This window comes from Aureimonas glaciei (assembly GCF_014643375.1).
Classification (GTDB): Bacteria; Pseudomonadota; Alphaproteobacteria; order Rhizobiales; family Rhizobiaceae; genus Plantimonas; species Plantimonas glaciei.
Map to the genome: position 1 here is coordinate 110,294 of NZ_BMJJ01000008.1, position 21,508 is coordinate 131,801.

Here is a 21,508-nt window from a genome sequence, read left to right on the forward strand (position 1 = left end):
TTCGTCGCCCGCGCCGCGCGGAATTCCCGACGAGAGGGGCGGCGCCGCGGTGAAGCGGCTTGACCCGCTCCGAGCGCCCTTCTAGCCTTCATTTTGACCATACAGTCAAGAATTCGGCCGCGCCGGCCCAGGGTCGCCGCCGAACCGGGAGTTCCTGCCATGAACGAGAGCGCGCCGATCCGGGGGGGCAACGTCGTTCCGACGAACAACCTCGAAGCCTTTTGGATGCCCTTCAGCGCCAACCGGCAGTTCAAGGAGGCGCCGCGCATGTTCATCGGCGCGAAGGACATGCACTACACCACCGCCGACGGGCGGCAGGTGCTGGACGGCACCGCGGGGCTCTGGTGCGTCAACGCCGGGCATTGCCGGCCGAAGATCACCGAGGCCATCGCGAAACAGGCGGCCGAGCTCGACTATGCCCCGGCCTTCCAGATGGGTCATCCCAAGGCCTTCGAGCTCGCCTCGCGCCTGGCTGCCCTCGCGCCCACCGGACTGGACCACGTGTTCTTCACCAATTCCGGCTCGGAATCGGTGGAGACGGCGCTGAAGATCGCGCTCGCCTACCACCGGGTGAAGGGCGAAGGCGCACGCTTCCGGCTGATCGGCCGCGAGCGCGGCTATCACGGCGTCAATTTCGGCGGCATCTCGGTCGGCGGCATCGTCGGCAACCGCAAGATGTTCGGCACGCTGCTCACCGGCGTCGACCACATGCGCCACACCCACGACCCCGTCCGCAATCCCTATTCCGATGGCGAGGCCGAGCACGGCGTGGAACTCGCCGAGGACCTCTCGCGCATCGCGACGCTGCACGATCCCTCGACCATCGCCGCCGTCATCGTCGAGCCGGTCGCGGGCTCCACCGGCGTGCTGCCGCCGCCGAAGGGCTACCTCAAGCGCCTGCGCGAGATCTGCGACCAGCACGGCATTCTCCTGATCTTCGACGAGGTGATCACCGGCTACGGCCGCATGGGCGCGGCCTTCGCCGCCGACCACTTTGGCGTGACGCCCGACATCATCGTCTCGGCCAAGGGCCTGTCGAACGGCGTCATTCCGATGGGCGCCGTCTTCGTGCGCGACACGATCTACGAGGCCTTCATGCAGGGCCCCGAGCACATGATCGAATTCGCCCACGGCTACACCTATTCCGGCAATCCGATCGCCTCCGCCGCGGCGCTGGCGACGCTCGACACCTACCGGGAAGAGGGCCTGTTCGAGCGGGCCAAGGCGCTGACGCCGGTCTGGGCCGACGCCATCCAGTCGCTGAAGGGAACGCGCCACGTCATCGATATCCGCACCACCGGCCTCATCGGCGCGGTGGAGCTCGAGCCGATCCCGGGACAGCCGACCAAGCGCGCTTTCTCGGCCTTCCTGAAAGCTTATGAGAAGGGCCTCCTGATCCGCACCACGGGCGACATCATCGCTTTGTCGCCGCCGCTGATCATTTCCGAGGACCAGATCGGCGAGATCGTCGACACGCTGAAGATGGTGCTGAACGATGTCGAGTAAGCCGGCGAGCCGCCCGCAGGCAAGCCACGCGGTGCTGATCGACGACGAGCGGGTGCGCGTCAGCCGCTTCGAATTCGCGCCCGGGGCCGAAACCGGCTGGCATCGGCACGGCATGGACTATGTCATCACCACCGTCACGCCTTGCTCCATGCTTCTGGAGGAGCCGGGCGGAGGCTCCCGGCGCGTCGAGTTGGAGGCAGGGATCGCCTATCGCCGCGACGAGGGCGTCGAGCACAATGTCGTCAATGCCGGAAGCGAAGCGATGTGCTTCATCGAAGTGGAACTGAAGGCGTGACCTCTCTGACCTCCAATCTCCAGATCAATGGCGACCGCCTGTGGGACTCGCTGATGGAGATGGCCCAGATCGGCCCCGGCATTGCCGGCGGCAACAACCGTCAGACGCTGACCGACGACGACGCCAGGGGACGGGCGCTGTTCCAGTCCTGGTGCGAGGCGGCGGGCCTTGCCATGGGGCTCGACACGATGGGCAACATGTTCGCCCGGCGTGAGGGCACCGATCCCGAGGCCCTGCCGGTCTATGTCGGCTCGCATCTCGATACCCAGCCGACCGGCGGCAAGTATGACGGCGTTCTCGGCGTCCTCGCCGGGCTGGAGGTCATCCGAACGCTGGACGATCTCGGCATCCGGACGAAGCACCCGATCGTCGCGGTGAACTGGACGAACGAGGAGGGCACCCGCTTTGCCCCCGCCATGCTCGCCTCCGGCGTCTTCGCCGGCATGCACGACGAGGCCTGGGCCAAGGACCGCAAGGACGCCGCGGGCAAGCGCTTCGGCGACGAGCTCGTGCGGATTGGCTGGCAGGGCGAGGAACCCGTCGGGCAGCGCCGGATGCACGCCTATTTCGAATACCATATCGAGCAGGGGCCGATTCTCGAGGACGAGGACGTCCAGATCGGCGTCGTCACCCACGGCCAGGGCCTCTATTGGCTGGAAGTGACGCTCACCGGCAAGGAGAACCACACCGGCTCGACACCGATGTACAAGCGCCGGGATGCGGGGCTCGGCATGGCCAGGGTGATCGAGCTCGTGAACGAGGTGGCGATGGACTACCAGCCGGGCGCCGTCGGCACGGTCGGCCACATGGATGCCTATCCCAATTCGCGCAACATCATCGCCGGCCGCACCACCTTCACCATCGACATCCGCTCGCCCTCCAAGGAGACTTTGGACGAGATGCGCGAGCGCATCGAGGACGGGATCGACACCATCGCCGAGGCGCTGGACATCGACGTGTCGGTCGACGAGGTCGGGCATTTCGACCCCGTGACCTTCGACGCCACCTGCGTCGCCGCCGTGCGCCATGCCGCCGAGCGGCTCGGCTATTCGCACACCGACATCGTCTCGGGCGCCGGCCACGACGCCTGCTGGATCAACCGCGTCGCCCCGACGGCGATGATCTTCTGCCCCTGCGTCGACGGCCTCAGCCACAACGAGGCCGAGGAAATTTCCAAGGAATGGGCGAAGGCGGGGGCGGACGTGCTGTTTCATGCGGTGGTGGAGACGGCGGAGATCGTGGGGTAGGATTTTGCCGGTGCGGACCGAAGGAGGCTCGGATGGGACGGCCCAGGGAATTGACGGAGGCGGAGCGCCGAGAACTCCTGGCTCAAGGCTGGCGGCCTTTCCAGGCCGAGATTTGGGTCCCGGACTGGAATAATCCGGACTTCCTCGCGCGGATGAAGCAGGACTGTGCTGCCATCAACGATGCCGACCGACGTTCGGGCGAGCTCGACCATTTATCCGAAGAGGTTGCAGGCTTGTCGGATGACCTGCCGCTATGAAACGCGGCGACGTGGTCCTGGTTTCGGGTCAAGGCGACTACGGTAAGGCGCGACCGGCCGTCGTCGTTCAAGCCGATCATTTCGCTGCGCATCTGGGCAGCGTTACGGTTGTTCCCTTTACCAGCGACCTCGGCACGGACATCTCCATCCGCATCCAGATCGCGCCGACTGTTTCAGACGGTTTGCGGAACACGTCGCGTGCGATGGTTGACAAGCTCCAGACCTACCCGCGCAAGAAGGTGTTCGAGGTCATCGGTGCATTGGACGCAGAGGAGATGGCGGCGCTGGACCGCTGCCTCGCCGTCTTTCTGCAGCTGGCGAACGCGTTCGCACCCGCCTCATTCGTCTATTCTCGGAGTCAGGACCAACAACCATGACCATCGTGATCAAGGGCGGCACCGTCGTCACCGCCGACCTCACCTTCCGCGCCGACGTCCTCGTCGACGGCGACACGATCGCCGCCGTCGGTCCGGATCTTGTCGGCGACGAGGTGATCGACGCCTCCGGCGCCTATGTCATGCCGGGCGGCATCGATCCGCACACGCATCTCGAAATGCCCTTCATGGGCACCTTCTCCTCCGACGACTTCGATACCGGCACGGCGGCGGCGCTGGCGGGCGGCACGACCATGGTCGTCGACTTCTGCCTTCCCGCGCCGAACGAGAGCCTGATCGACGCGCTGCAGGCCTGGCACCAGAAGGCCGGCAAAGCCCGCACCGACTATTCCTTCCACATGGCGATCACCTGGTGGGGTGAGAAGGTGTTCGACGAGATGCCGCTCGTCGTCGAGCGCGGTATCAACACCTTCAAGCACTTCATGGCCTACAAGGGCGCCTTGATGGTGAACGACGACGAGATGTTCGCCTCCTTCTCGCGCTGCGCCGAGATCGGCGCCATGCCGCTCGTCCATGCCGAGAACGGCGACGTCGTCGCCTTCCTGCAGCAGAAGCTTTTGGCCGAGGGCAACAACGGGCCGGAGGCACACGCCTATTCCCGGCCGCCCGAGGTCGAGGGCGAGGCCACGAACCGCGCCATCATGATCGCGGACCAGGCGGGCGTCCCGCTCTACGTCGTCCATGTCTCCTGCGAGCAGAGCCACGAGGCGATCCGGCGCGCCCGGCAGAAGGGCATGCGCGTCTACGGGGAGCCGCTGATCCAGCACCTGACGCTCGACGAGCGCGAATACTTCAACGCCGACTGGGACTATGCCGCCCGCCGGGTGATGAGCCCGCCCTTCCGCGACAAGGCGAACCAGGATTCACTCTGGGCGGGCCTCGCCTCGGGCTCGCTGCAGGTGGTGGCGACCGACCACTGCGCCTTCACCACCCAGCAGAAGCGATTCGGCGTCGGCGACTTCACCAAGATTCCGAACGGCACCGGCGGGCTGGAGGACCGGCTGGCCATGCTCTGGACGAGGGGCGTGCGGACCGGGCGCCTCACGATGAACGAGTTCGTCGCGGCGACGTCGACGAACATCGCGAAAATCCTCAACATCTATCCCCGCAAGGGCGCGATCCTGCCCGGCGCGGACGCCGACCTCGTGATCCTCGATCCCGCGGCGACGAAGACGATCTCGGCCGCGACGCAGAAATCGGCCATCGACTACAACGTTTTCGAAGGAATGGAAGTGACCGGCCTTCCCGTCGTCACCCTGTCGCGCGGGCGCATCGCCTACCAGAACGGCGAGATCAGGTCGGAGACGGGCACCGGGCGTTTTGTCGAGCGGCCGGCCGGCCCGCCGGTGGCGAAGGCGCTGTCGACCTGGAAGGAGCTGACCGCGCCGCGGCGGATCGAGCGTTCCGGCATTCCGGCAGGAGTTTAGTCGCTTGAACCTGGCGGGCGAACGGGCGCCGGCTCCCGGCGCGATCACCGCGGCAGCAGCGCCTCCAGGTCCGGCCTGAGCACCACGCTCTCCTGCTCGTTCGGATCGGTGCGGGCGATGACGGCGACGCAGGGGGCGTCGCTCGAATTGAACGGCAGATGCGGCACGCCGGCGGGGATGTAGAAGAGGTCGCCTTCGGCGGTGACGGCATGCTTTTCCAGCCGCTCGCCATAGAAGACCTCGGCGACGCCGCTGACGACGTAGATCGCGGTCTCGTGGTTCTCATGCAGATGCGCTTTGGCGCGGCCGCCGGGCGGAATGGTGAGGAGATGCATGCAGATGCCGGTTGAACCGACGCTTTCGGCGGAAATGCCGGCGAGATACCGCAATCCTTGCTTGCCGTCATATGTGGTGTCAGGGCGGATCAGGGCGCAGTCCTGCGTTTCGGTGATGCTCACTTGTCCAACTCCCCTCGATGTTGCGTCCGCACCCGTAGTTCTCGCGGCCTATGATAATCCGATTTTCCGGCGGGACCATCGCCGCGTGGCGGTGGCCGCGGTCCCACGGAATGATTTTCTGATATGAACCGGGACATGTCCAAGTCCGCTTCCCCCTCCGCCGCGATCGTCTCCCGCTCCGCATCCGGTACCCCCGTCGTCGAGGCGCAGGGGCTCAATCTCGTCTTTCCCGCAGCCGACGCGCCGGTGCAGGCGCTCAGGAATGTCGACCTCACCGTCTCCCGCGGCGAATTCGTCTCGCTGATCGGCCCGTCCGGCTGCGGCAAGACCACGCTCTTGCGCGTCATCGCCGATCTGGAGAAGCCCACCTCGGGCACGATCTCGGTCAACGGCATGTCGCCCGACGCGGCGCGCCGGGCGCGGGCTTACGGATATGTCTTCCAGGCGGCGGCGCTCTATCCCTGGCGGACGATCGCCGCCAATGTCGCGCTGCCGTTGGAGGTCATGGGTTTCGACAAGGCCGAGCGCCGCAGGCGGGTCGAGGCGGGGCTGGATCTCGTCGGGCTCACCGGCTTCGGCCAGAAGTTTCCCTGGCAGCTATCGGGCGGCATGCAGCAGCGCGCCTCGATCGCCCGCGCTCTGTCCTTCGATCCGGACCTTCTTCTCATGGACGAGCCTTTCGGTGCGCTCGACGAGATCGTCCGGGACCATCTGAACGAAGAACTCCTGAAGCTCTGGGCGAAGACGGGAAAGACCGTCGTCTTCGTCACCCACTCCATTCCCGAGGCGGTGTTCCTGTCGACGCGCATCGTCGTCATGAGCCCGCGGCCCGGCCGCATCCACGACGTCATCGACTGCGATCTCGGCCCCGACCGGCCGCTGGAAATCCGCGAGACGCCGGCATTCCTCGCGATCGCGCACCGGGTGCGCGAGGGCCTCAGGGCAGGGCACAGCTATGACACGGTCTGATCGCGGCCGCGCGCGCCTGCCGCAGAGGCCTGTCGCATGACCACGGCCGGCATTTTCTGGCTGATGGCGACGATCCCGGTCTTCCTCACGGCAGCCTCGATGTCGCGGCTCTACGTGGCCGGCGGGGCGCTGTGGACCCTTCTGGTCATGCTGGTGCTCTACGGGCTCGGCAATCTGATGATGGTGCGGCTGATGCGCGAGAGTGGCCTTGGCCTTGCCATCTCCGCCTCCAGCGTCGCGCAGCTCGTGCTGATCAACCTCGTCGCCTTCCTCGCCTTCGGCGAACGCCTGCCGCCGATGCAGATGGCCGGCATGGCGCTCGGCACGGTCGGCCTGGTGCTGATGATGTGGCCGGTGGCGCGGTGAGGGGAGTGCTCTGTTCGTCGGGCATCGCGCCCCTCTCCCGTCCGTCGCTTCGCGACGTCCCCCGGGGCGAGACGCGGGTCTCGCCCGTCCTTCGGACCCCTCTCCCCAAAGGGGCGAGGGATGGCGCTAGGTCTTGCAGCCCTTCAGAACGCGCGCCATTCTTCTCCCCTCCGGGGAGAAGGTGGCCCGTAGGGCCGGAAGAGGGGAGCGCCGTGGGCCTATCTCCTGCAAGCCGTGTCGCCCGCGCCCGCTCTCTCCGTCGCGCCGAGACCGATCCCGAGTATCGCCTCTGGTATGAGCTCAAGGCGCACCGCCTCAACGGCTTCAAATTTGTCCGACAGCTTCCGATCGGCCCATACTTCGCCGATTTCGCCTGCCGGTCGCACTGGCTCATCGTCGAGCTCGATGGCGGCCAGCATTCCGAGTCAGCGCGCGATGCCCGTCGGACGGAATGGCTCAACGCACAGGGCTATTCGGTTTTGCGCTTCTGGAACGACGAAGTGATGCGCGAGCGGGAGGCGGTCCTGGAGACGATCCTGGCCGTGCTCGACGGGCGTCTGCACGAACCTTCCGACGGCGGTGGCCCCTCTCCCGGCCTGCGCTTCGCGCCGGCCACCCTCTCCCCTGTGGGGAGAGGAATGGCACGTCCCTTTGCACCGCTCGAGGATGAGCAGAACCCGTCCCCGGAGCCGCTGCGCCATTCTTCTCCCCGCCGGGGAGAAGGTGGCCCGAAGGGCCGGATGAGGGGACCGACGTGAGCGTCCTTGCCGCCCCCTCCCGCCCCCGCTCCGACGGCAAGACCCTGCCGATCCTCGTCGTCGTCGCGGCCATCCTCGTTCTCTGGTACGCCGCGGCCGTGCCGATGAACTGGCAGACGACCGTCGACCGTCTCGAGCGCGCGGGCACGGAAACGACGACCGCCCAGACCATCGCCGCGACCTGGGCGGCGGAGCGGCCGGTGCTGCCGGCGCCGCACCAGATCGTGGCGGAGATCTGGAAGACGACGGCGATGGTCAAGCCGACCTCGCCGCGCTCGCTCCTCTTCCATGGCTGGGTGACGCTGTCCTCGACGCTCGTCGGCTTCGTCATCGGCACGGCACTCGGCGCCTTGCTCGCCGTCGGCATCGTCCATTCGCGCACGCTCGACAAGAGCCTGATGCCCTGGATCATCACCTCGCAGACCATTCCGATCCTCGCCGTGGCGCCGATGGTGATCGTCGTCCTGAATTCAGTCGGCATCCAGGGCCTGTTCCCGAAGGCGGTGATCTCGACCTACCTGTCCTTCTTCCCGGTTGCGGTCGGCATGGTGAAGGGGCTGCGCTCGCCCGATGTCCTGCAACTCGACCTGATGCGCACCTACGGCGCCAGCGGCCGCCAGGTGCTGGCGAAGCTGCGGATGCCGGCCTCGCTGCCCTTCCTCTTCGCCTCGATGAAGATCGCGGTGGCGGCGGCTCTCGTCGGCGCGATCGTCGGCGAATTGCCGACGGGCGCGGTCGCCGGCCTCGGGGCGCGGCTCCTGGCCGGCTCCTATTACGGCCAGACGATCCAGATCTGGTCGGCGCTGGTGGTGGCCGCGGCGATGGCGGGGGCGCTCGTCGGGCTGGTCTCGCTCGGCGAGCGATGGATCCTCAGGCGCATGGGGGCGCTGCGATGACGGCCGCCGTCCGCCTGCTGCGGCAGGGCCTCGTTCTTCCCGCGCTTCTCGCCACGGTCGGTGCCGGCGTGCTCCTCGCCTCGCTGCGGGAAGGGGCCGTCGGCCCCGGCTTCTGGCTGCTGGTGGTCGTCGTCTGGCTGGTGGCCTGGCAGTTGACGGCGCGTCTGTCGGCCCTTTCGCCCGCTACCCCGACGGCGCGGATGCTGGCCAATCTCGCCGTGCCCATCGTCTTCGGGCTGACGCTGCTCCTGCTCTGGGAGTGCCTGGTGCGCGGGCTCGGCGTGCCGTCGGTGCTGCTGCCGCCGCCTTCCGCGATCGGGGCGCGAATCGCCGGCTCGCTGCCGATCCTTTGGGCCGATTTCGCCCAGACGTTTCTGAAGGCCGTCCTCGCGGGCTATGTCCTCGGCTGCGGCGCGGGCTTTCTCGCCGCGCTTCTCATCGACCGCTCGTCCTTCCTCCGGCGCGGCCTTCTGCCGGTCGCCAATCTCGCCTCTGCCTTGCCGATCGTCGGCGTGGCGCCGATCATGGTGATGTGGTTCGGCTTCGACTGGCCGTCGAAGGCGGCGGTCGTGGTGGTGATGACCTTCTTCCCGATGCTGGTGAACACCCTGGCGGGGCTTTCGGCCGCCGGATCCATGGAGCGCGACCTGATGCGCACCTATGCCGCCGGGCACGGGGCGACGCTTCTGAAGCTGCGGCTGCCGGCTGCCATGCCCTTCATTTTTAACGCCCTGAAGATCAATTCGACGCTCGCCCTCATCGGCGCCATCGTGGCGGAGTTCTTCGGCACGCCGATCGTCGGCATGGGGTTTCGCATCTCGGCCGAGATCGGGCGGATGAACACCGACATGGTCTGGGCCGAGATCACCGTCGCGGCCCTGGCGGGGTCCTTGAGCTACGGCCTGCTGGCGCTCGCCGAGCGCACTGTAACCTTCTGGCATCCGTCCTACCGGCGTGCATGATGGGACACCGCAACCGATGAGGAGACGACGGGCATGAAGAAATTCGTTCTGGCGGGGATGGCCCTCGCACTGGCAGCCTCGACGGGCGCGGCGTTTGCCGCCGACCCCCTGACGCTGCAGCTGAAATGGGTCGCGCAGGCGCAGTTCGCGGGCTACTTTGTCGCCAAGGAAAAGGGTTTTTACGACGAGGCCGGGCTCGACGTGACGATCAAGCCGGGCGGACCGGACGTGGCGCCGGCGCAGGTGCTGGCGGGCGGCGGTGCCGACGTCATCATCGACTGGATGCCGTCGGCGCTGGCGGCGCGCGAAAAGGGCCTGCCGCTGGTCAACATCGCCCAGCCCTTCGCCAAGTCAGGCCTGATGCTGACCTGCCGCAAGGAGACCGGGATCGCCTCGCCGGCCGACTTCAAGGGCAAGACGCTCGGCGTCTGGTTCTCCGGCAACGAGTATCCGTTCCTCTCCTGGATGTCGAAGCTCGGCCTCAAGACCGATGGCGGTCCGGAGGGCGTCACGGTGATCAAGCAGGGCTTCAATGTCGACCCGCTGATCCAGAAGCAGGCCGACTGCATCTCCACCATGACCTACAATGAATACGGCCAGGTGCTCGATGCCGGCTTGAAGCCGGAGGACCTCGTCGTCTTCAAATACGAGGAGCAAGGCGTCGCCACGCTGGAGGACGGTCTCTACACGCTGGAATCGACGCTGAAGGACCCCGCCAATGTCGACAGGCTCGCCCGCTTCGTCGGCGCCTCGATGAAGGGCTGGCAGTATGCCGGCGAGCATCCTGACGAAGCCGCCGAGATCGTCATCGACAACGACACGACCGGCGCGCAGACACTCGAGCACCAGACCTTCATGATGGGCGAGATCGCCAAGCTGCTCGGCACCAGCGCCACGCTCGACACGGCGGCGGCCGAGAACACGGTGGCGGTGCTGCTCGGCGGCGGTTCGGACCCGGTCATCACGAAGAAGCCGGAAGGCGCCTGGACGAGCGCCGTGACCGACGCGGTGAAATAGGCGAACGCGGACGTCGCCGGTCCGGCGGCGTCCCTGTCCGGCCGTGGCGGCTCAGGCCGCCGCGGCTGCGCCGGCCGGTGCCATGGCCTGCTTCAGGCGCTTCGACAACTCGTCGAAGGGCTCGGCCGTGACCGCGTCCGTCGGGTTCTGGACGAGGCTGGCGTAAAGATGCGGCACGAGGTCGACGGCCTGGTCGAGCGTCGCGTCGCTGCCCCGCTGGTAGCCGCCGAGCAGGCGCAGGTCGCGCGTGTCCTCGAAGCGCGCGATCATCGCCCGCAGCCGCAGCACCAGTTCGCGCTCCTGCGGATTCCAGGAGAGGTCGGCGAGGCGCGAGATCGATTTCAACACGTCGATGGCGGGAAAGCGGCCTTGCTCGGCGATCGTCCGGTCGAGCACGATATGGCCGTCGAGCGTGCCGCGGATGGCGTCGGCGATCGGTTCGTTATGGTCGTCGCCGTCGACCAGCACGGCGAAGATGCCAGTGATCGTGCCGGTGCCTTCGGGGCCGGGGCCGGCGCGTTCGAGCAGGCGCGGCAGGTCGGAAAACACGCTCGGCGGATAGCCGCGGGCGACCGGCGGCTCGCCGGCGGCGAGCGCGACGTCGCGCGCGGCGTGCGCGAGACGCGTCACCGAATCGACGATCAACAGCACGCTCTCGCCGAGGTCACGAAAATACTCGGCGATCGACATCGCCGTCTTCGGCGCGAGGCGCCGCATCATCGGGCTCTCGTCGCCGGTGGCGACGACGGTGACGACCCTTGTGAGGTCGTTCTGCATAGTCTCTTCGAGAAATTCGCGCACCTCGCGGCCGCGCTCGCCGACGAGCGCGACGACGACGGTGTCGAACCCCTTGGCACGCGCCAGCATGCCCATCAGCGTCGACTTGCCGACGCCCGACCCCGCGAAGATGCCGAGGCGCTGGCCCTTGATGATCGGGGTGAAAATGTCGATGGCGCGCACGGAAGTGGCGACCGGCTCGCGGATGCGGCCGCGCTTCATCGCGGCGTCCGGCAAAGTGTCCGCGATCAGCTCGCGCGGGCCCTGTTCGAGGGGGCCGAGGCCGTCGCAGGGGCGGCCGAAGGCGTCGACGGTGCGGCCCTTCCAGCTGGTCGCGGGCGCGAGCGTCACCGGCCCGGTGCGCCAGGCGAGGTTGCGCACGCCGCTCTGGAAGCGCACAGCGAAGGGCTTGACGGTGGCGGCCTTCTCTTCGATGCGCACGACCTCGCCCAGCTCTTCGCCTTCCGGGCCGTTGGTGACGACGCAGTCGCCGAGGCGCACGAAAGGGGAGATTCCGGCGACGCGAAAGGCCTGCGGCGACACGTCGACGATGTGACCGGAAACGCGGATGCGGGGCGCGTCCAGCGCGCCTGTCTCGGGCTTCGGCCTCGGCGGAAGGATCACGACTGCGATCCGAGCATCTGGACGGCCTTGTCGAGCGACTGCTCGGAGGTTTCGAGGAACCGCGCGGCGCTCTCGAACTGGCGCTGCACTTCGATCATGCGCGTCATTTCCAGGACCGGATTGACGTTCGAGCCTTCGGTAAAGCCCTGCATGACATTGACGTCGGCGAAATCGACGACGGGCTGCGCCGGGCGATCGGGGACGACGCCGGAATTGCCGGCGCGCGACAGGTTGGCGCCGGCCGGCATCTGGAACAGGCCGATGGCCGCGATCTGCGCGCCGCCTTGCGAGATCATGCCGTCGCGGCCGATGGACACGTTGCCGCCGCCGGGGTTCAGCTGGATCGGCGCCCCGCCGACATCGAGGACCGGCTTGCCGGTGAGCGACATCAGTTCGCCGGCGTCGTTCATCGTCATGCGGCCGTCACGGGTGTAGATCGGGCCGTTGCCGCCTTGCACCGCCATGAAGGCATCGCCGTTGATGGCCACGTCCATCGGATTGCCGGTCTGGGTCATCTCGCCGGTCCGGGTGGAGATGAAGGTCTCGCCCTCCGAGGCGAAGGCCACAGGCTCGGCGGCGGCATTGGACATATAGGAGGCAAACTTCACCTCGGTGGCCCGAAATCCGGCCGTGCGCGAGTTGGCGATGTTGTCGGCAATCGTGTTCAGGCGCTTTTCCATCGCGAGCTGGGCGGAAAGGGCAACCGGCAGGGACGTTTGCATGGGACTTGCTTCCTTGGAGTCGGGGTCTTCGGACGATCGGCCCGCTACCGCGGAAGGGCGGTGGACGGTGCCGCGGCGTGGCTCCTTCGAGCGTCGCCCGGGCATCGCCCGTCGCCGGGGAAACATCGGCATTCTGGCTTGTGCCAGCCTGTCCCAAAACACCGTCAGGCTCGCACAAGTCGCTGTCCATAGTTACCGAAGGACAGCGGAAAAAGGGTCGTCCCATGGGTATCGTTCTAGGCTTGATCATTACGATCGGTTGCGTTCTCGGCGGCTATATTGCCGGTGGCGGCCATCTCGACGTGCTCTGGCAGCCTTACGAGCTGATCATCATCCTCGGGGCCGCGCTCGGAACCTTCCTGATCGCCAATCCGATGAAGGTCGTCAAAGACACCGGCAAGGCCATCATGGAAGCCTTCAAGGATCAGGTTCCCAAGCAGAAGGACTATCTCAGCCTTCTCAGCCTCCTGCATTCGCTGATGCGCGAAATGCGCTCCAAGCCTCGCAGCGAGGTCGAAGAGCATGTCGACAATCCGACGGAGTCGGCGATCTTCACGGCCTATCCTTTGATCATGAAGGACAAGGCGATGATGAACTTCGTGTGCGACTACTGCCGCCTGATCATCATCGGCAATGTGCGCTCGCACGAAATCGAGTCCCTGATGGACGAAGAGATCCAGACCGTCACCCGCGACTCGATGAAGCCCAAGGGCGCGCTTCAAGATGTTGCCGACGGACTGCCGGCGCTGGGCATCGTCGCCGCCGTTCTCGGCATCGTGCATGCCATGGGCGCCCTCGACCAGTCGCCGGAAATCCTCGGCCATCTGATCGGCGCCGCGCTCGTCGGCACCTTCGCCGGCATCTTCTTCGCCTACGGCGTGTTCGGCCCGATCGCCGCCAAGGTGAAGGGCGTGCGCGAGAAGCAGCTGCGCCGCTACATCATCGTCAAGCAGACGCTGATCGCCTACATCAACGGCGCCATGCCCCAGGTCGCGCTGGAATACGGACGCAAGACGATCTCGGCCTATGACAGGCCGACGATCGACCAGGTCGAAGCCGAGACGATCGGCGGCGGCTCGGCCCAGGCCGCCTAAGGGAGCCGGAATACCATGGCCATGACAGCCGAAAAGAACATCGAATCACAACTGCGCTCCGCCGCCAAGATCGAGCCGGACCGCCTGCCGCGCCTGAAGCTGATCGCCGCCGACTGGGCCGCCGCCGCTCAGGACAGCCTGAACGAGATCTACGCCTCGCCCGTCGAAATCGAGTTCGTCGGCGTCTCGAGCCTGGCCTTCGCCAGCGCCGCCGGCGACCTTCAGGCGGCCGCCTCGGTAACGCTCATCCGCTCGCCGAAATGGCGCGAAATCGGCTTTGCCATCGCCGATCTGCGCCTGGCCGACACGATCGTCGAGGCCGTGTTCGGGGGCAATGGCGATTCCGCTATCGGGCCGCCCCGGCCGATCAGCAAGCTCGACCGGCGCTTCATCGATCTGGCGCTGTCCACCGTGATCAACGCCGCCAACAAGGTCTTCGCGCCGGTCGCCCCGCTGGACATGGTCGACGACCGGGTGCTCCACACCGCGATCCTGCCGCAGCTCGAGGAAGTCCTGACGAAGGAGAACGTCGCCTTCGTCGACTTCGCCTTCAAGATCTCCATCGGCAACCATGCCAGCACGTTGCGCTTCGCCCTGCCCGAGCGCGCGCTGTCGGTGCATCGGCGCAAGCTGACGATCGTTCCCGAGAGCGCGCCGCTGATGGCCGACGAGGCCTGGGCGCGCGACATCACCGAAGGCCTGCAGCTGGCCGATCTCGAGATCCGCGCGCTGCTCGACGAAAAGCAGATCACCCTTGGCGACGTCGCCCGCTTCACGCTCGGCCAGACGATCGTCCTCGATGCCACGACCGACAGCCTTCTCATCATCGAATGCGAGGAGCAGCGGCTGTTCCGCGGGCGCATGGGGCGGTCCCACGATTCCTACGTGGTCCGCATCGAAGAGAAGATCGATCCAACCGAGGAGTTCATCGATGACATCCTATCTGATTGATTTCGTCCTGATATCGGCCCTCGTCTTCACCAGCTGGCGGGTCGGCATGATGGTGCGCGAACTGCGCAAGCTGCGCAGCGAGGAATCCAGCTTCCACCGCAGCCTTCAGGATGCCGATGCCGCGATCAACCGCGCCGCCCACGCCGTGGTGATGCTGCGCAGCGAGGGCGTTGCGACGCTCAATGCCCTGCAGGCGGCGATCGACGACGCGCGCGAGCTGTCGGGCATGCTGGACGACTCGGTCCGGGTGGCCGAGACGCGCCTTTCCGTCGCCAATGACGGTCGCCGCGACGCGCCCCTGGCCGCGGCCGCACCGACGCAGGAAAACTGGCTGACGCTGATCGAGTCACGCCTCGCATCAGCCTCGCCCGCTAATCGTTGATTCACAAGGCGCTGCAGCCGCTTCGGCCCGATGGGCCAAGGGGCGCGAGCCGACAGTTGCAGCGGCCGTTTCGAACCAGACCGGCCATACCAGACAGGGAGATCCGATCATGATTGATGACGACGAGGCGGACGTGATGGATGCCGGCATCATGGAGACGGACGACATCGAGGGCAGCGAGTTCGAGGCCCCCGCCTTCGACGCCGCCGACGAACTGGAATCCTCCGCCGGCTTCGACGGCATGGACGACGGCGAGGCGGTGCAGGCCGAGGGCAAGCCCGACCTCAACCTCATCATGGACATTCCCGTCACCATGCAGGTGGTTCTGGGCAAGGCCGTCATGCCGGTCGCGAGCCTCGTGAAGCTCGGCCGCGGCGCCGTGGTCAAGCTCGACACCAGCATCGGCGACCCCGTCGACCTCATCGTCAACGGCCGGATCGTCGCGCGCGGCGAGGTCGTGGTCCTGGAGAACGAGGAATCGCGCTTCGGCATCACCTTGACCGAGATCGTTTCGCCCGGTGCGCGCCCCCAGCGTGCCAAGGCGTCGGCGGCCTGATCCGTCATGAGCTTTGCGAGCTATTCCGACATGGACGCTGACCGTGATTCGATCGTCGGACCGGCACGGGCAGCCATTCTTCTCCTGGCGATGGGCTCGAACGGCGCCTCGCGGCTGCTGAAGCATCTCAGCCACGACGAGATCCGCGCGCTGCGCGACAGCGTCGCCGATCAGAAGGAAGTCTCGGCCCACCAGCTCGATCAGCTCGTCAGCGATTTCCAGGAGGCTTTCAAGACGGGTTCGGGCCTCAGCGGCCTCGACTCCGAGATGAACAAGCTCCTGAAGTCCGCTCTGTCGTCCGACGAGATGTCGCAGGTCTTCGGGGCCGAGGACTTCATCGACTCCTCGCTGTTCACCGGCCCTTCGCTGTCGGTGTGGGAGGAGATCGAGAATCTCGGCGTCAAGACGCTGCATGGCCTGCTCGTCGGCGAACACCCACAGGTCGTGGCCATCGTCGTCGCCCGCCTCGAGCCCGAGATCGCCGCCGCGCTGGTCGCCGGTTTCGAGGACGCGTTCCGCAACGACGTCATGCGCCGGGTGCTCAGCGCCCGACCCCTGACGCTCGAAGCGGAGGAGATGATCGAGACGACGCTGCGCGCCACGCTCATCGCCGGCGACGACGGTCCGGAACGCCTGGCACGCCGCACGACGCTGGCGGAGATCGCCAACCGGATGGAAAAGGTGCAGACCGACGCCTTCCTGATGTCGATCGCCGAAACCCAACCGGAAGAAGCGACCGCGATCCGCAACCTGCTCTTCGCCTTCGAAGACCTGCCGAACGTCGTCAAGAAGTCGCGGCTCATCCTCTTCGACGAGATTCCGACCGAGCTCGTCACCATGGCCCTGCGCGGCGCCCCGCCCGAACTGGTCGAGGTGGTCGTGTCCTCGCTCGCCGCCCGTGCCCGCCGCATGGTGGAAGCGGAGCTGCAGCAGCCGGCCGACATCGCCGCCAAGGACATCACCGCGGCGCGGCGCTCCATCGCCGCGGCCGCCCTGCGCCTGGCCTCCGAAGGCAAGATCGTCCTGACGGCGGCGCCCGAAGCCTGATCCACGCCGTGCCGCCGTCCCGGACGGACAGGCGGCACGCCGAAACTGCCTGCGGACGGACGAAGCTCCGTTCCCGCGTTCGCATGATGCGAACTCTTAACAGTGATAGGGCAGGTTCATCGTGGCTGACGAGGACAAGGATTCCAAAACAGAAGAAGCCACAGAGAAGAAGATCCGCGACACGGTGGAGAAGGGCAATCTGCCGTCTTCGCGCGAGGCGCCGATCTTGGCTTCGCTGCTGGCCGCCATGGCGTTCATTGCCTTCACGGCCCGGGATGCCAGCAACGTTCTTCTCACCAGCCTGAAGAGCACGTTCGAAAATCCGAGCCAGTGGAACATCGAGAATGGTACGGATGCCCTTCAATTCATGCACGTCATCGGGCTGCAGGCCGGTCAGTTCATCCTCCCCGCCGCCGGCTTCTTCGTCGTCGGCGGCGTCCTGGCGTCGCTCCTGCAGAACCCGCCGCAGATCAATCTCGAGCGCATCCGCCCGAAGATGCAGAACATCTCCATCGTCTCCGGCTGGAACAAACTTTTCGGCCTGCGCGGCTTCACTGAGTTCGGCAAGTCGCTGTTCAAGTTCGCCGCCATTTCGATCATCGTCGGCACCATGCTTGCCAACGACCTGCAGTCGACGCTGAAGACGATGTTTTCAGACCCGAACCTGCTTCCGGAAACGCTGCTGACGCTGGCCATGCAGCTCTTGTCGGCGGTGTCGATCGCCACGATCGTGCTCGTTGCCGCCGATCTCTTCTTCTCCCGCGTGCTCTGGCATCGCGACCTGAAGATGTCGAAGCAGGAGATCAAGGACGAGATGAAGCAGGCCGAAGGCGATCCCATGGTCAAGGCGCGCCAGCGCCAGATCGCCCGCGACCGCAATCGCAAGCGGATGATGGCGGCGGTTCCCAAGGCAACCGTCGTCATCGCCAATCCGACCCATTACGCCATCGCCCTGCGCTATTCGCGCGAGGAGGGCGGCGCCCCGATCGTCGTCGCCAAGGGCGTGGACCTGATCGCCCTGAAGATTCGTGAAATCGCCGAAGCCAATGACGTGCCGGTGATCGAAGACAAGCTCTTGGCAAGGTCCATGTACGATCATGTTGAAATCGACCAGATGATTCCGCAGCAGTTCTTCAAGGCGGTCGCGGAATTGATCTACTTCCTCCAGTCTCGATCCTCTGGGAAGATCGGCGCCGGCGGCGGCTGATGCCGACAGGACGACGTCGCCGACAAGGGCGGCGCGGTCGACCGCGACATGATGTCAGGGGTTGCATTCTCTTGGTTCCCCGGCAGGCCGGCGGAACTTCCATACGTGCCGCGGCAAGACCTGCGGCACCCGAATAATGAATGCTCGCGCGCCGAAGGCGCCGACATCGCTGGATCTGGGTGGTGGTATGGGTTCTCACTTCATGTTGAATCTTCGCAGCAAGCATACCATCGAACGCGAAAAGATCCTGGCCGAGGGTATCGAGCAGGTGGTCGCGGAGCTTCGACTGGTCGAGGTGATCGATTATATCGCCTTCCTGCGGATGGAGCGGCTCGGCAACGTCGCCGACATCGTCAATTCGTCCAGCCAGCTGTTTCTCAAGACGGGGACACTCCGCTTCGGCTCGGAGGGCGACTTGCACCTGACCTGGGGCAGCGTGCCGACGATCGACCTCGCCATGGAGTTCCACCACCAGGGTGTCAGCGCCCATTTCCGCCTGGGCCTGGCGGCCGCCAGCGCCTCGGTGACCATCACCTTCATCGCCTTCGCGACGCCGGACGCCAGTCCGGAAGAGCATACTGAGATGCTGCGCGCCGCCGTTCAGGCTTCCCGCATCGGCCGCAGCCAGGAGGCCTGACCATCCGCGGACCGCTCTGAGATCCGGCAGGTGCGCGTCGGGGAGGGGCGCGGCCCTTGCGAAACCGGCGCCCGGCATGGCGTCATCCAAGGCCCGTTCGGCTCGTTTGAGCCAAGCGGGCCTTTGTCGTTTGCAGCCCGCGCCCCGCCGCAGGCGATGGCCTCGCGGCGGACGCGCGGACGGCGGCTCGCGCCGGCCGGGTCAGGCGGCGATCGCGGCCGAGCGCTCGGGGAAGCAGTGGGGAACCGACAGGATGCTGACGATGCGGCCGTCGATCATGACAAGACCCGACACCGAGTTCTGGGACTCGCTGTGGCCGACGTCGGGGGTTGGCTGGATCATCGCGGCGTTGATGGTGATGATGTCGCAGACCGCGTCGACCAAGAGGCCGAGCAGGCGCTCCTCGACCTGAACCACGACGACGACGGCGGACGGCCCCGGTTCGACCGGTGCCAGACCCAGATGTTCGCCGAGATCGATGACCGACAGGACCACACCGCGCAGGTTGATCATGCCCTTCACCGAGGGAGGCGAATGGGGCATCGGCGTCGACGACATCCAGCCGCGGATTTCGCGGACACTCATGATGTCGAGCGCGAATTCCTGGACGCCCACCCGTACGGAGAGCAGTTCCGAGCCGAGGGCCTTTGCCGCGATCGGGCCGTCCAGACGCTGTGCCATGTGAGTCTCCGCAAGGCGCTGTTCGCCCACCGCTGGGTCGCCTGACCGCAGCGCCCGTGAGGTCAGCCGACGGTCACTGTGCGGCAGCATCTGCTAAGAATGCGTAACGCCCGGCTGGGGCCGGGACATGGTCGCCGGATCGCCGGGTGGCGTCCCCGCCATGACGGGTGCTGCGGCGCAGGGCGCCGAACGCGTCCGCGGGCAAGTTTCGGACAAGTGCACCGCCGTAGAACTGGGCCCGTCATCTTGGTGGTGATGGGGGATTTCATTGACCGACATCTATCTCTTTGGGCTTTCGTCGCGGCGGGCGGAATGGCTCGCGAACCGACAGACGATCGTCGCTGAGAACATCTCCAACGTGAACACGCCCGGCTACAAGGCCAAGGATATCGGCGGTTTCTCCGACACCATGCAATCGACGCAGCTCGCCATGGCGGGGAGCAGCTCGATGCACCTGGCCGCGAGCAGCGGGCGCGCCGTCGAGATCGAGGAACGGCCGGAAAACGCCTGGGACGTCACCCATTCCGGCAACTCCGTCACGCTCGAGCAGGAAATGCTGAAGTCGGGCGAAGTCTCGGCCCAGTACACGCTGAACGCCTCGATCGCCAAAGCCTTCCACCGCTTCTTCATGACCAGCGTCAAGGGCTGAACCCAATGTCAGATCCGATCATTTCCAGCCTGCGGATCGCCGCGAGCGGCCTCGAGGCACAGTCGAACCGGCTGCGCATCGTCTCGGAGAACGTCGCCAACGCGCAATCGACGGGTCTCACCCCCGGCAGCGACCCCTATCGCCGCAAGACCGTGACCTTCCAGAGCGAGATCGACCGCGTGAGCGGCGCCCAGCTCGTCAAGGTCGCCGACTACGGCACCGACAGCTCGGACTTCACCGTCGAGCACGATCCCGGCAATCCGGCGGCGGACGCCGGCGGCTACGTCAAGATGCCCAACGTCAACATGCTGGTCGAGATGGCCGACATGCGCGAGGCCAACCGGTCCTACGAGGCCAATCTGCAAGTGATCAAGCAGGCGCGCGAACTGATCAACGTGACCATCGATCTTCTCAGGAGCTGACCCCATGATCCCCGCCATTAGTTCCGCGCTGTCGCGCGTCGAGACGTCCCGCATCGACAGCGGCATGGCCACCGGCCTCAGCTCCGGCATCGGCGCGAGCGGGGTCGGCAAGCCGGACTTCGCCTCGGTCATGGCCCAGGTGACGACGAACGCCATCGATACGATGAGGAATGCCGAAGTCGTCTCGGTCAAGGGCATCAACGGCGAGGCCTCGACGCAGGCGGTGGTCAGCGCGGTCATGGATGCCGAGCGCACGCTGACGACGGCGGTCGCGCTCCGCGACAAGGTCGTCTCCGCCTATCAAGAACTGTCACGGATGGCCATCTGACGCCTTTGTCGGAAGAGGAATGAACCTATGAGAGCTTTGGCCATTGCCGCCACCGGCATGAACGCACAGCAGACCAATGTCGAAGTGATCGCGAACAACATCGCGAACATCAACACTACCGGTTTCAAGCGTTCCCGTGCTGAATTCACCGACCTTCTCTACCAGGTCGAGCGCATGCAGGGCGTGCCGGCGCGCGGCGGCGAGGGCGTGGTTCCCGAAGGCGCCCAGATCGGCCTCGGCGTGCGCACCGCGGCGATCCGCTCGACCCATATCCAGGGCTCGCTGGCGCAGACCGGCAACACGCTGGATCTGGCGATCAACGGCAACGGCTACTTCCAGATCACCGGCGCCGGCGGCGAGACGCTCTACACCCGCGACGGCGCCCTGAACACCAACGACCAGGGCCAGATCGTCACCCTCGACGGCTTCCTGATCGATCCGCAGATCACCGTCCCCGTCGACAATGTGACGCTGACCGTCTCGAGCACCGGCGAAATCTACTCCAAGGCGGGCAATGCTGATCCGATCCTGCTCGGACAGTTGACGCTGGCGACCTTCGTCAACGAGCCGGGCCTGGAGGCCAAGGGTGGCAACCTGTTCAAGGAGACCCTGGCGTCCGGCCCACCGACCGCCGGCGTGCCGGGCGATCCGGGCTTCGGTGTCATCCACCAGGGCTATCTCGAGGGATCGAACGTCGATCCCGTCAAGGAGATCTCGGAACTGATCTCGGCGCAGCGCGCCTATGAAATGAATTCCAAGGTCATTCAGGCTGCCGACGACATGTCGAAGGTCGTCTCGACCGGCCTGCGCTAGCCTGCCTGGCCCGCCTGCGGCTTCGGCCGCAGGCGGGCACGTCCCGCGGCCTCTCCGTCTTCCGG

27 protein-coding genes are annotated in these 21,508 nt (G+C 66.3%); 23 read left to right on the forward strand and 4 right to left on the reverse strand.

The window, feature by feature from the left end; all coding sequences use genetic code 11:
* Nucleotides 1–159 precede the first annotated feature (159 nt).
* From aptA to hydA, 6 genes are read left to right on the forward strand one after another with little or no spacing between them, the layout of a single operon-like run.
* Nucleotides 160–1,506, forward strand: coding sequence for an omega-aminotransferase AptA (aptA, locus tag IEX88_RS16445; protein WP_188852673.1), 1,347 nt, complete (start codon nucleotides 160–162; stop codon nucleotides 1,504–1,506).
* Entirely contained in the window at nucleotides 1,496–1,801 is a 306-nt protein-coding gene (locus IEX88_RS16450; RefSeq protein ID WP_188852675.1) for a cupin domain-containing protein, read from the forward strand. Before aptA ends, IEX88_RS16450 begins: the two co-directional genes overlap by 11 nt.
* 53 nt (nucleotides 1,802–1,854) lie before the next feature.
* Nucleotides 1,855–3,048, forward strand: coding sequence for a Zn-dependent hydrolase (locus IEX88_RS16455; RefSeq protein ID WP_244640283.1), 1,194 nt, complete (start codon nucleotides 1,855–1,857; stop codon nucleotides 3,046–3,048).
* Nucleotides 3,049–3,080: 32 nt separating this feature from the next.
* Nucleotides 3,081–3,305, forward strand: a complete 225-nt coding sequence (locus tag IEX88_RS16460; RefSeq protein WP_188852679.1) for an antitoxin MazE-like protein — start codon at nucleotides 3,081–3,083, stop codon at nucleotides 3,303–3,305.
* Nucleotides 3,302–3,682 (forward strand): type II toxin-antitoxin system PemK/MazF family toxin, encoded by a 381-nt coding sequence (locus tag IEX88_RS16465; protein WP_188852681.1) that lies wholly within the window; start codon nucleotides 3,302–3,304, stop codon nucleotides 3,680–3,682. The genes IEX88_RS16460 and IEX88_RS16465 overlap by 4 nt, the downstream gene beginning before the upstream one ends.
* Nucleotides 3,679–5,127, forward strand: a complete 1,449-nt coding sequence (hydA, locus tag IEX88_RS16470; protein ID WP_188852683.1) for a dihydropyrimidinase — start codon at nucleotides 3,679–3,681, stop codon at nucleotides 5,125–5,127. Before IEX88_RS16465 ends, hydA begins: the two co-directional genes overlap by 4 nt.
* A 44-nt stretch (nucleotides 5,128–5,171) precedes the next feature.
* Here the strand turns inward: hydA and IEX88_RS16475 are convergent, their stop codons facing one another.
* Complete coding sequence (locus IEX88_RS16475; protein ID WP_188852685.1) at nucleotides 5,172–5,585, reverse strand: cupin domain-containing protein; 414 nt, start codon at nucleotides 5,583–5,585, stop codon at nucleotides 5,172–5,174.
* Between the two features lie 135 nt (nucleotides 5,586–5,720).
* Between IEX88_RS16475 and IEX88_RS16480 the strand changes: the two genes are divergently transcribed.
* The 6 genes from IEX88_RS16480 to IEX88_RS16505 all read left to right on the forward strand — a co-directional run bounded on the left by IEX88_RS16480 (nucleotide 5,721) and on the right by IEX88_RS16505 (nucleotide 10,553).
* On the forward strand, nucleotides 5,721–6,554 hold the full coding sequence (locus IEX88_RS16480; RefSeq protein WP_188852687.1) for an ABC transporter ATP-binding protein: 834 nt from the start codon (nucleotides 5,721–5,723) through the stop codon (nucleotides 6,552–6,554).
* A 36-nt stretch (nucleotides 6,555–6,590) separates the two neighbouring features.
* Complete coding sequence (locus IEX88_RS16485) at nucleotides 6,591–6,920, forward strand: hypothetical protein (protein ID WP_188852689.1); 330 nt, start codon at nucleotides 6,591–6,593, stop codon at nucleotides 6,918–6,920.
* A 212-nt stretch (nucleotides 6,921–7,132) separates the two neighbouring features.
* Nucleotides 7,133–7,678, forward strand: a complete 546-nt coding sequence (locus IEX88_RS16490; RefSeq protein ID WP_188852691.1) for an endonuclease domain-containing protein — start codon at nucleotides 7,133–7,135, stop codon at nucleotides 7,676–7,678.
* The gene (locus IEX88_RS16495) at nucleotides 7,675–8,574 is read left to right on the forward strand and encodes an ABC transporter permease (RefSeq protein WP_244640257.1); all 900 of its coding nucleotides are present in this window, start codon (nucleotides 7,675–7,677) and stop codon (nucleotides 8,572–8,574) included. The genes IEX88_RS16490 and IEX88_RS16495 overlap by 4 nt, the downstream gene beginning before the upstream one ends.
* Nucleotides 8,472–9,536, forward strand: coding sequence for an ABC transporter permease (locus IEX88_RS16500; protein ID WP_373289612.1), 1,065 nt, complete (start codon nucleotides 8,472–8,474; stop codon nucleotides 9,534–9,536). Before IEX88_RS16495 ends, IEX88_RS16500 begins: the two co-directional genes overlap by 103 nt.
* A 33-nt stretch (nucleotides 9,537–9,569) precedes the next feature.
* Nucleotides 9,570–10,553 carry an ABC transporter substrate-binding protein gene (locus IEX88_RS16505; protein ID WP_188852695.1) on the forward strand — a complete coding sequence of 328 codons (984 nt, stop codon included), beginning with the start codon at nucleotides 9,570–9,572 and terminating at the stop codon, nucleotides 10,551–10,553.
* A gap of 51 nt (nucleotides 10,554–10,604) precedes the next feature.
* Here the strand turns inward: IEX88_RS16505 and fliI are convergent, their stop codons facing one another.
* Together fliI and flgF are read right to left on the reverse strand one after the other, a co-directional pair.
* The gene (gene fliI, locus IEX88_RS16510) at nucleotides 10,605–11,951 is read right to left on the reverse strand and encodes a flagellar protein export ATPase FliI (protein WP_188853033.1); all 1,347 of its coding nucleotides are present in this window, start codon (nucleotides 11,949–11,951) and stop codon (nucleotides 10,605–10,607) included.
* The gene (gene flgF / locus IEX88_RS16515) at nucleotides 11,951–12,676 is read right to left on the reverse strand and encodes a flagellar basal-body rod protein FlgF (RefSeq protein ID WP_188852697.1); all 726 of its coding nucleotides are present in this window, start codon (nucleotides 12,674–12,676) and stop codon (nucleotides 11,951–11,953) included. The genes fliI and flgF overlap by 1 nt, the downstream gene beginning before the upstream one ends.
* Before the next feature lie 224 nt (nucleotides 12,677–12,900).
* Between flgF and motA the strand changes: the two genes are divergently transcribed.
* From motA to IEX88_RS16550, 7 genes are all read left to right on the forward strand, one after another.
* Nucleotides 12,901–13,770, forward strand: coding sequence for a flagellar motor stator protein MotA (gene motA / locus IEX88_RS16520; RefSeq protein ID WP_188852699.1), 870 nt, complete (start codon nucleotides 12,901–12,903; stop codon nucleotides 13,768–13,770).
* Between the two features lie 15 nt (nucleotides 13,771–13,785).
* Nucleotides 13,786–14,721 carry a FliM/FliN family flagellar motor switch protein gene (locus tag IEX88_RS16525; protein WP_188852701.1) on the forward strand — a complete coding sequence of 312 codons (936 nt, stop codon included), beginning with the start codon at nucleotides 13,786–13,788 and terminating at the stop codon, nucleotides 14,719–14,721.
* Nucleotides 14,702–15,103, forward strand: a complete 402-nt coding sequence (locus IEX88_RS16530; RefSeq protein ID WP_188852703.1) for a hypothetical protein — start codon at nucleotides 14,702–14,704, stop codon at nucleotides 15,101–15,103. The genes IEX88_RS16525 and IEX88_RS16530 overlap by 20 nt, the downstream gene beginning before the upstream one ends.
* A 241-nt stretch (nucleotides 15,104–15,344) precedes the next feature.
* Complete coding sequence (gene fliN / locus IEX88_RS16535; RefSeq protein ID WP_210319292.1) at nucleotides 15,345–15,659, forward strand: flagellar motor switch protein FliN; 315 nt, start codon at nucleotides 15,345–15,347, stop codon at nucleotides 15,657–15,659.
* Between the two features lie 6 nt (nucleotides 15,660–15,665).
* Entirely contained in the window at nucleotides 15,666–16,706 is a 1,041-nt protein-coding gene (locus IEX88_RS16540) for a FliG C-terminal domain-containing protein (RefSeq protein WP_188852708.1), read from the forward strand.
* A 118-nt stretch (nucleotides 16,707–16,824) separates the two neighbouring features.
* On the forward strand, nucleotides 16,825–17,913 hold the full coding sequence (flhB, locus tag IEX88_RS16545) for a flagellar biosynthesis protein FlhB (RefSeq protein ID WP_373289614.1): 1,089 nt from the start codon (nucleotides 16,825–16,827) through the stop codon (nucleotides 17,911–17,913).
* Nucleotides 17,914–18,115: 202 nt separating this feature from the next.
* On the forward strand, nucleotides 18,116–18,550 hold the full coding sequence (locus IEX88_RS16550; RefSeq protein WP_244640262.1) for a BspJ family T4SS effector nucleomodulin: 435 nt from the start codon (nucleotides 18,116–18,118) through the stop codon (nucleotides 18,548–18,550).
* A 201-nt stretch (nucleotides 18,551–18,751) separates the two neighbouring features.
* On the opposite strand, the gene IEX88_RS16555 is transcribed toward IEX88_RS16550, so the two are convergent.
* A complete protein-coding gene (locus IEX88_RS16555) occupies nucleotides 18,752–19,231 on the reverse strand; it encodes a chemotaxis protein CheW (RefSeq protein WP_188852714.1) in 480 nt (159 codons plus the stop codon).
* Nucleotides 19,232–19,499: 268 nt separating this feature from the next.
* Here IEX88_RS16555 and flgB point away from each other — a divergent pair, with 268 nt between their 5' ends.
* The 4 genes from flgB to flgG are packed head-to-tail and all read left to right on the forward strand — an operon-like array spanning nucleotide 19,500 to nucleotide 21,443.
* Complete coding sequence (gene flgB, locus IEX88_RS16560) at nucleotides 19,500–19,880, forward strand: flagellar basal body rod protein FlgB (protein ID WP_188852716.1); 381 nt, start codon at nucleotides 19,500–19,502, stop codon at nucleotides 19,878–19,880.
* A 5-nt stretch (nucleotides 19,881–19,885) separates the two neighbouring features.
* A complete protein-coding gene (gene flgC / locus IEX88_RS16565; protein ID WP_188852718.1) occupies nucleotides 19,886–20,302 on the forward strand; it encodes a flagellar basal body rod protein FlgC in 417 nt (138 codons plus the stop codon).
* 4 nt (nucleotides 20,303–20,306) lie between these two features.
* The gene (gene fliE / locus IEX88_RS16570) at nucleotides 20,307–20,630 is read left to right on the forward strand and encodes a flagellar hook-basal body complex protein FliE (RefSeq protein WP_188852720.1); all 324 of its coding nucleotides are present in this window, start codon (nucleotides 20,307–20,309) and stop codon (nucleotides 20,628–20,630) included.
* Between the two features lie 27 nt (nucleotides 20,631–20,657).
* Nucleotides 20,658–21,443, forward strand: coding sequence for a flagellar basal-body rod protein FlgG (gene flgG / locus IEX88_RS16575; protein ID WP_188852723.1), 786 nt, complete (start codon nucleotides 20,658–20,660; stop codon nucleotides 21,441–21,443).
* The last annotated feature ends 65 nt before the right edge of the window (nucleotides 21,444–21,508 follow it).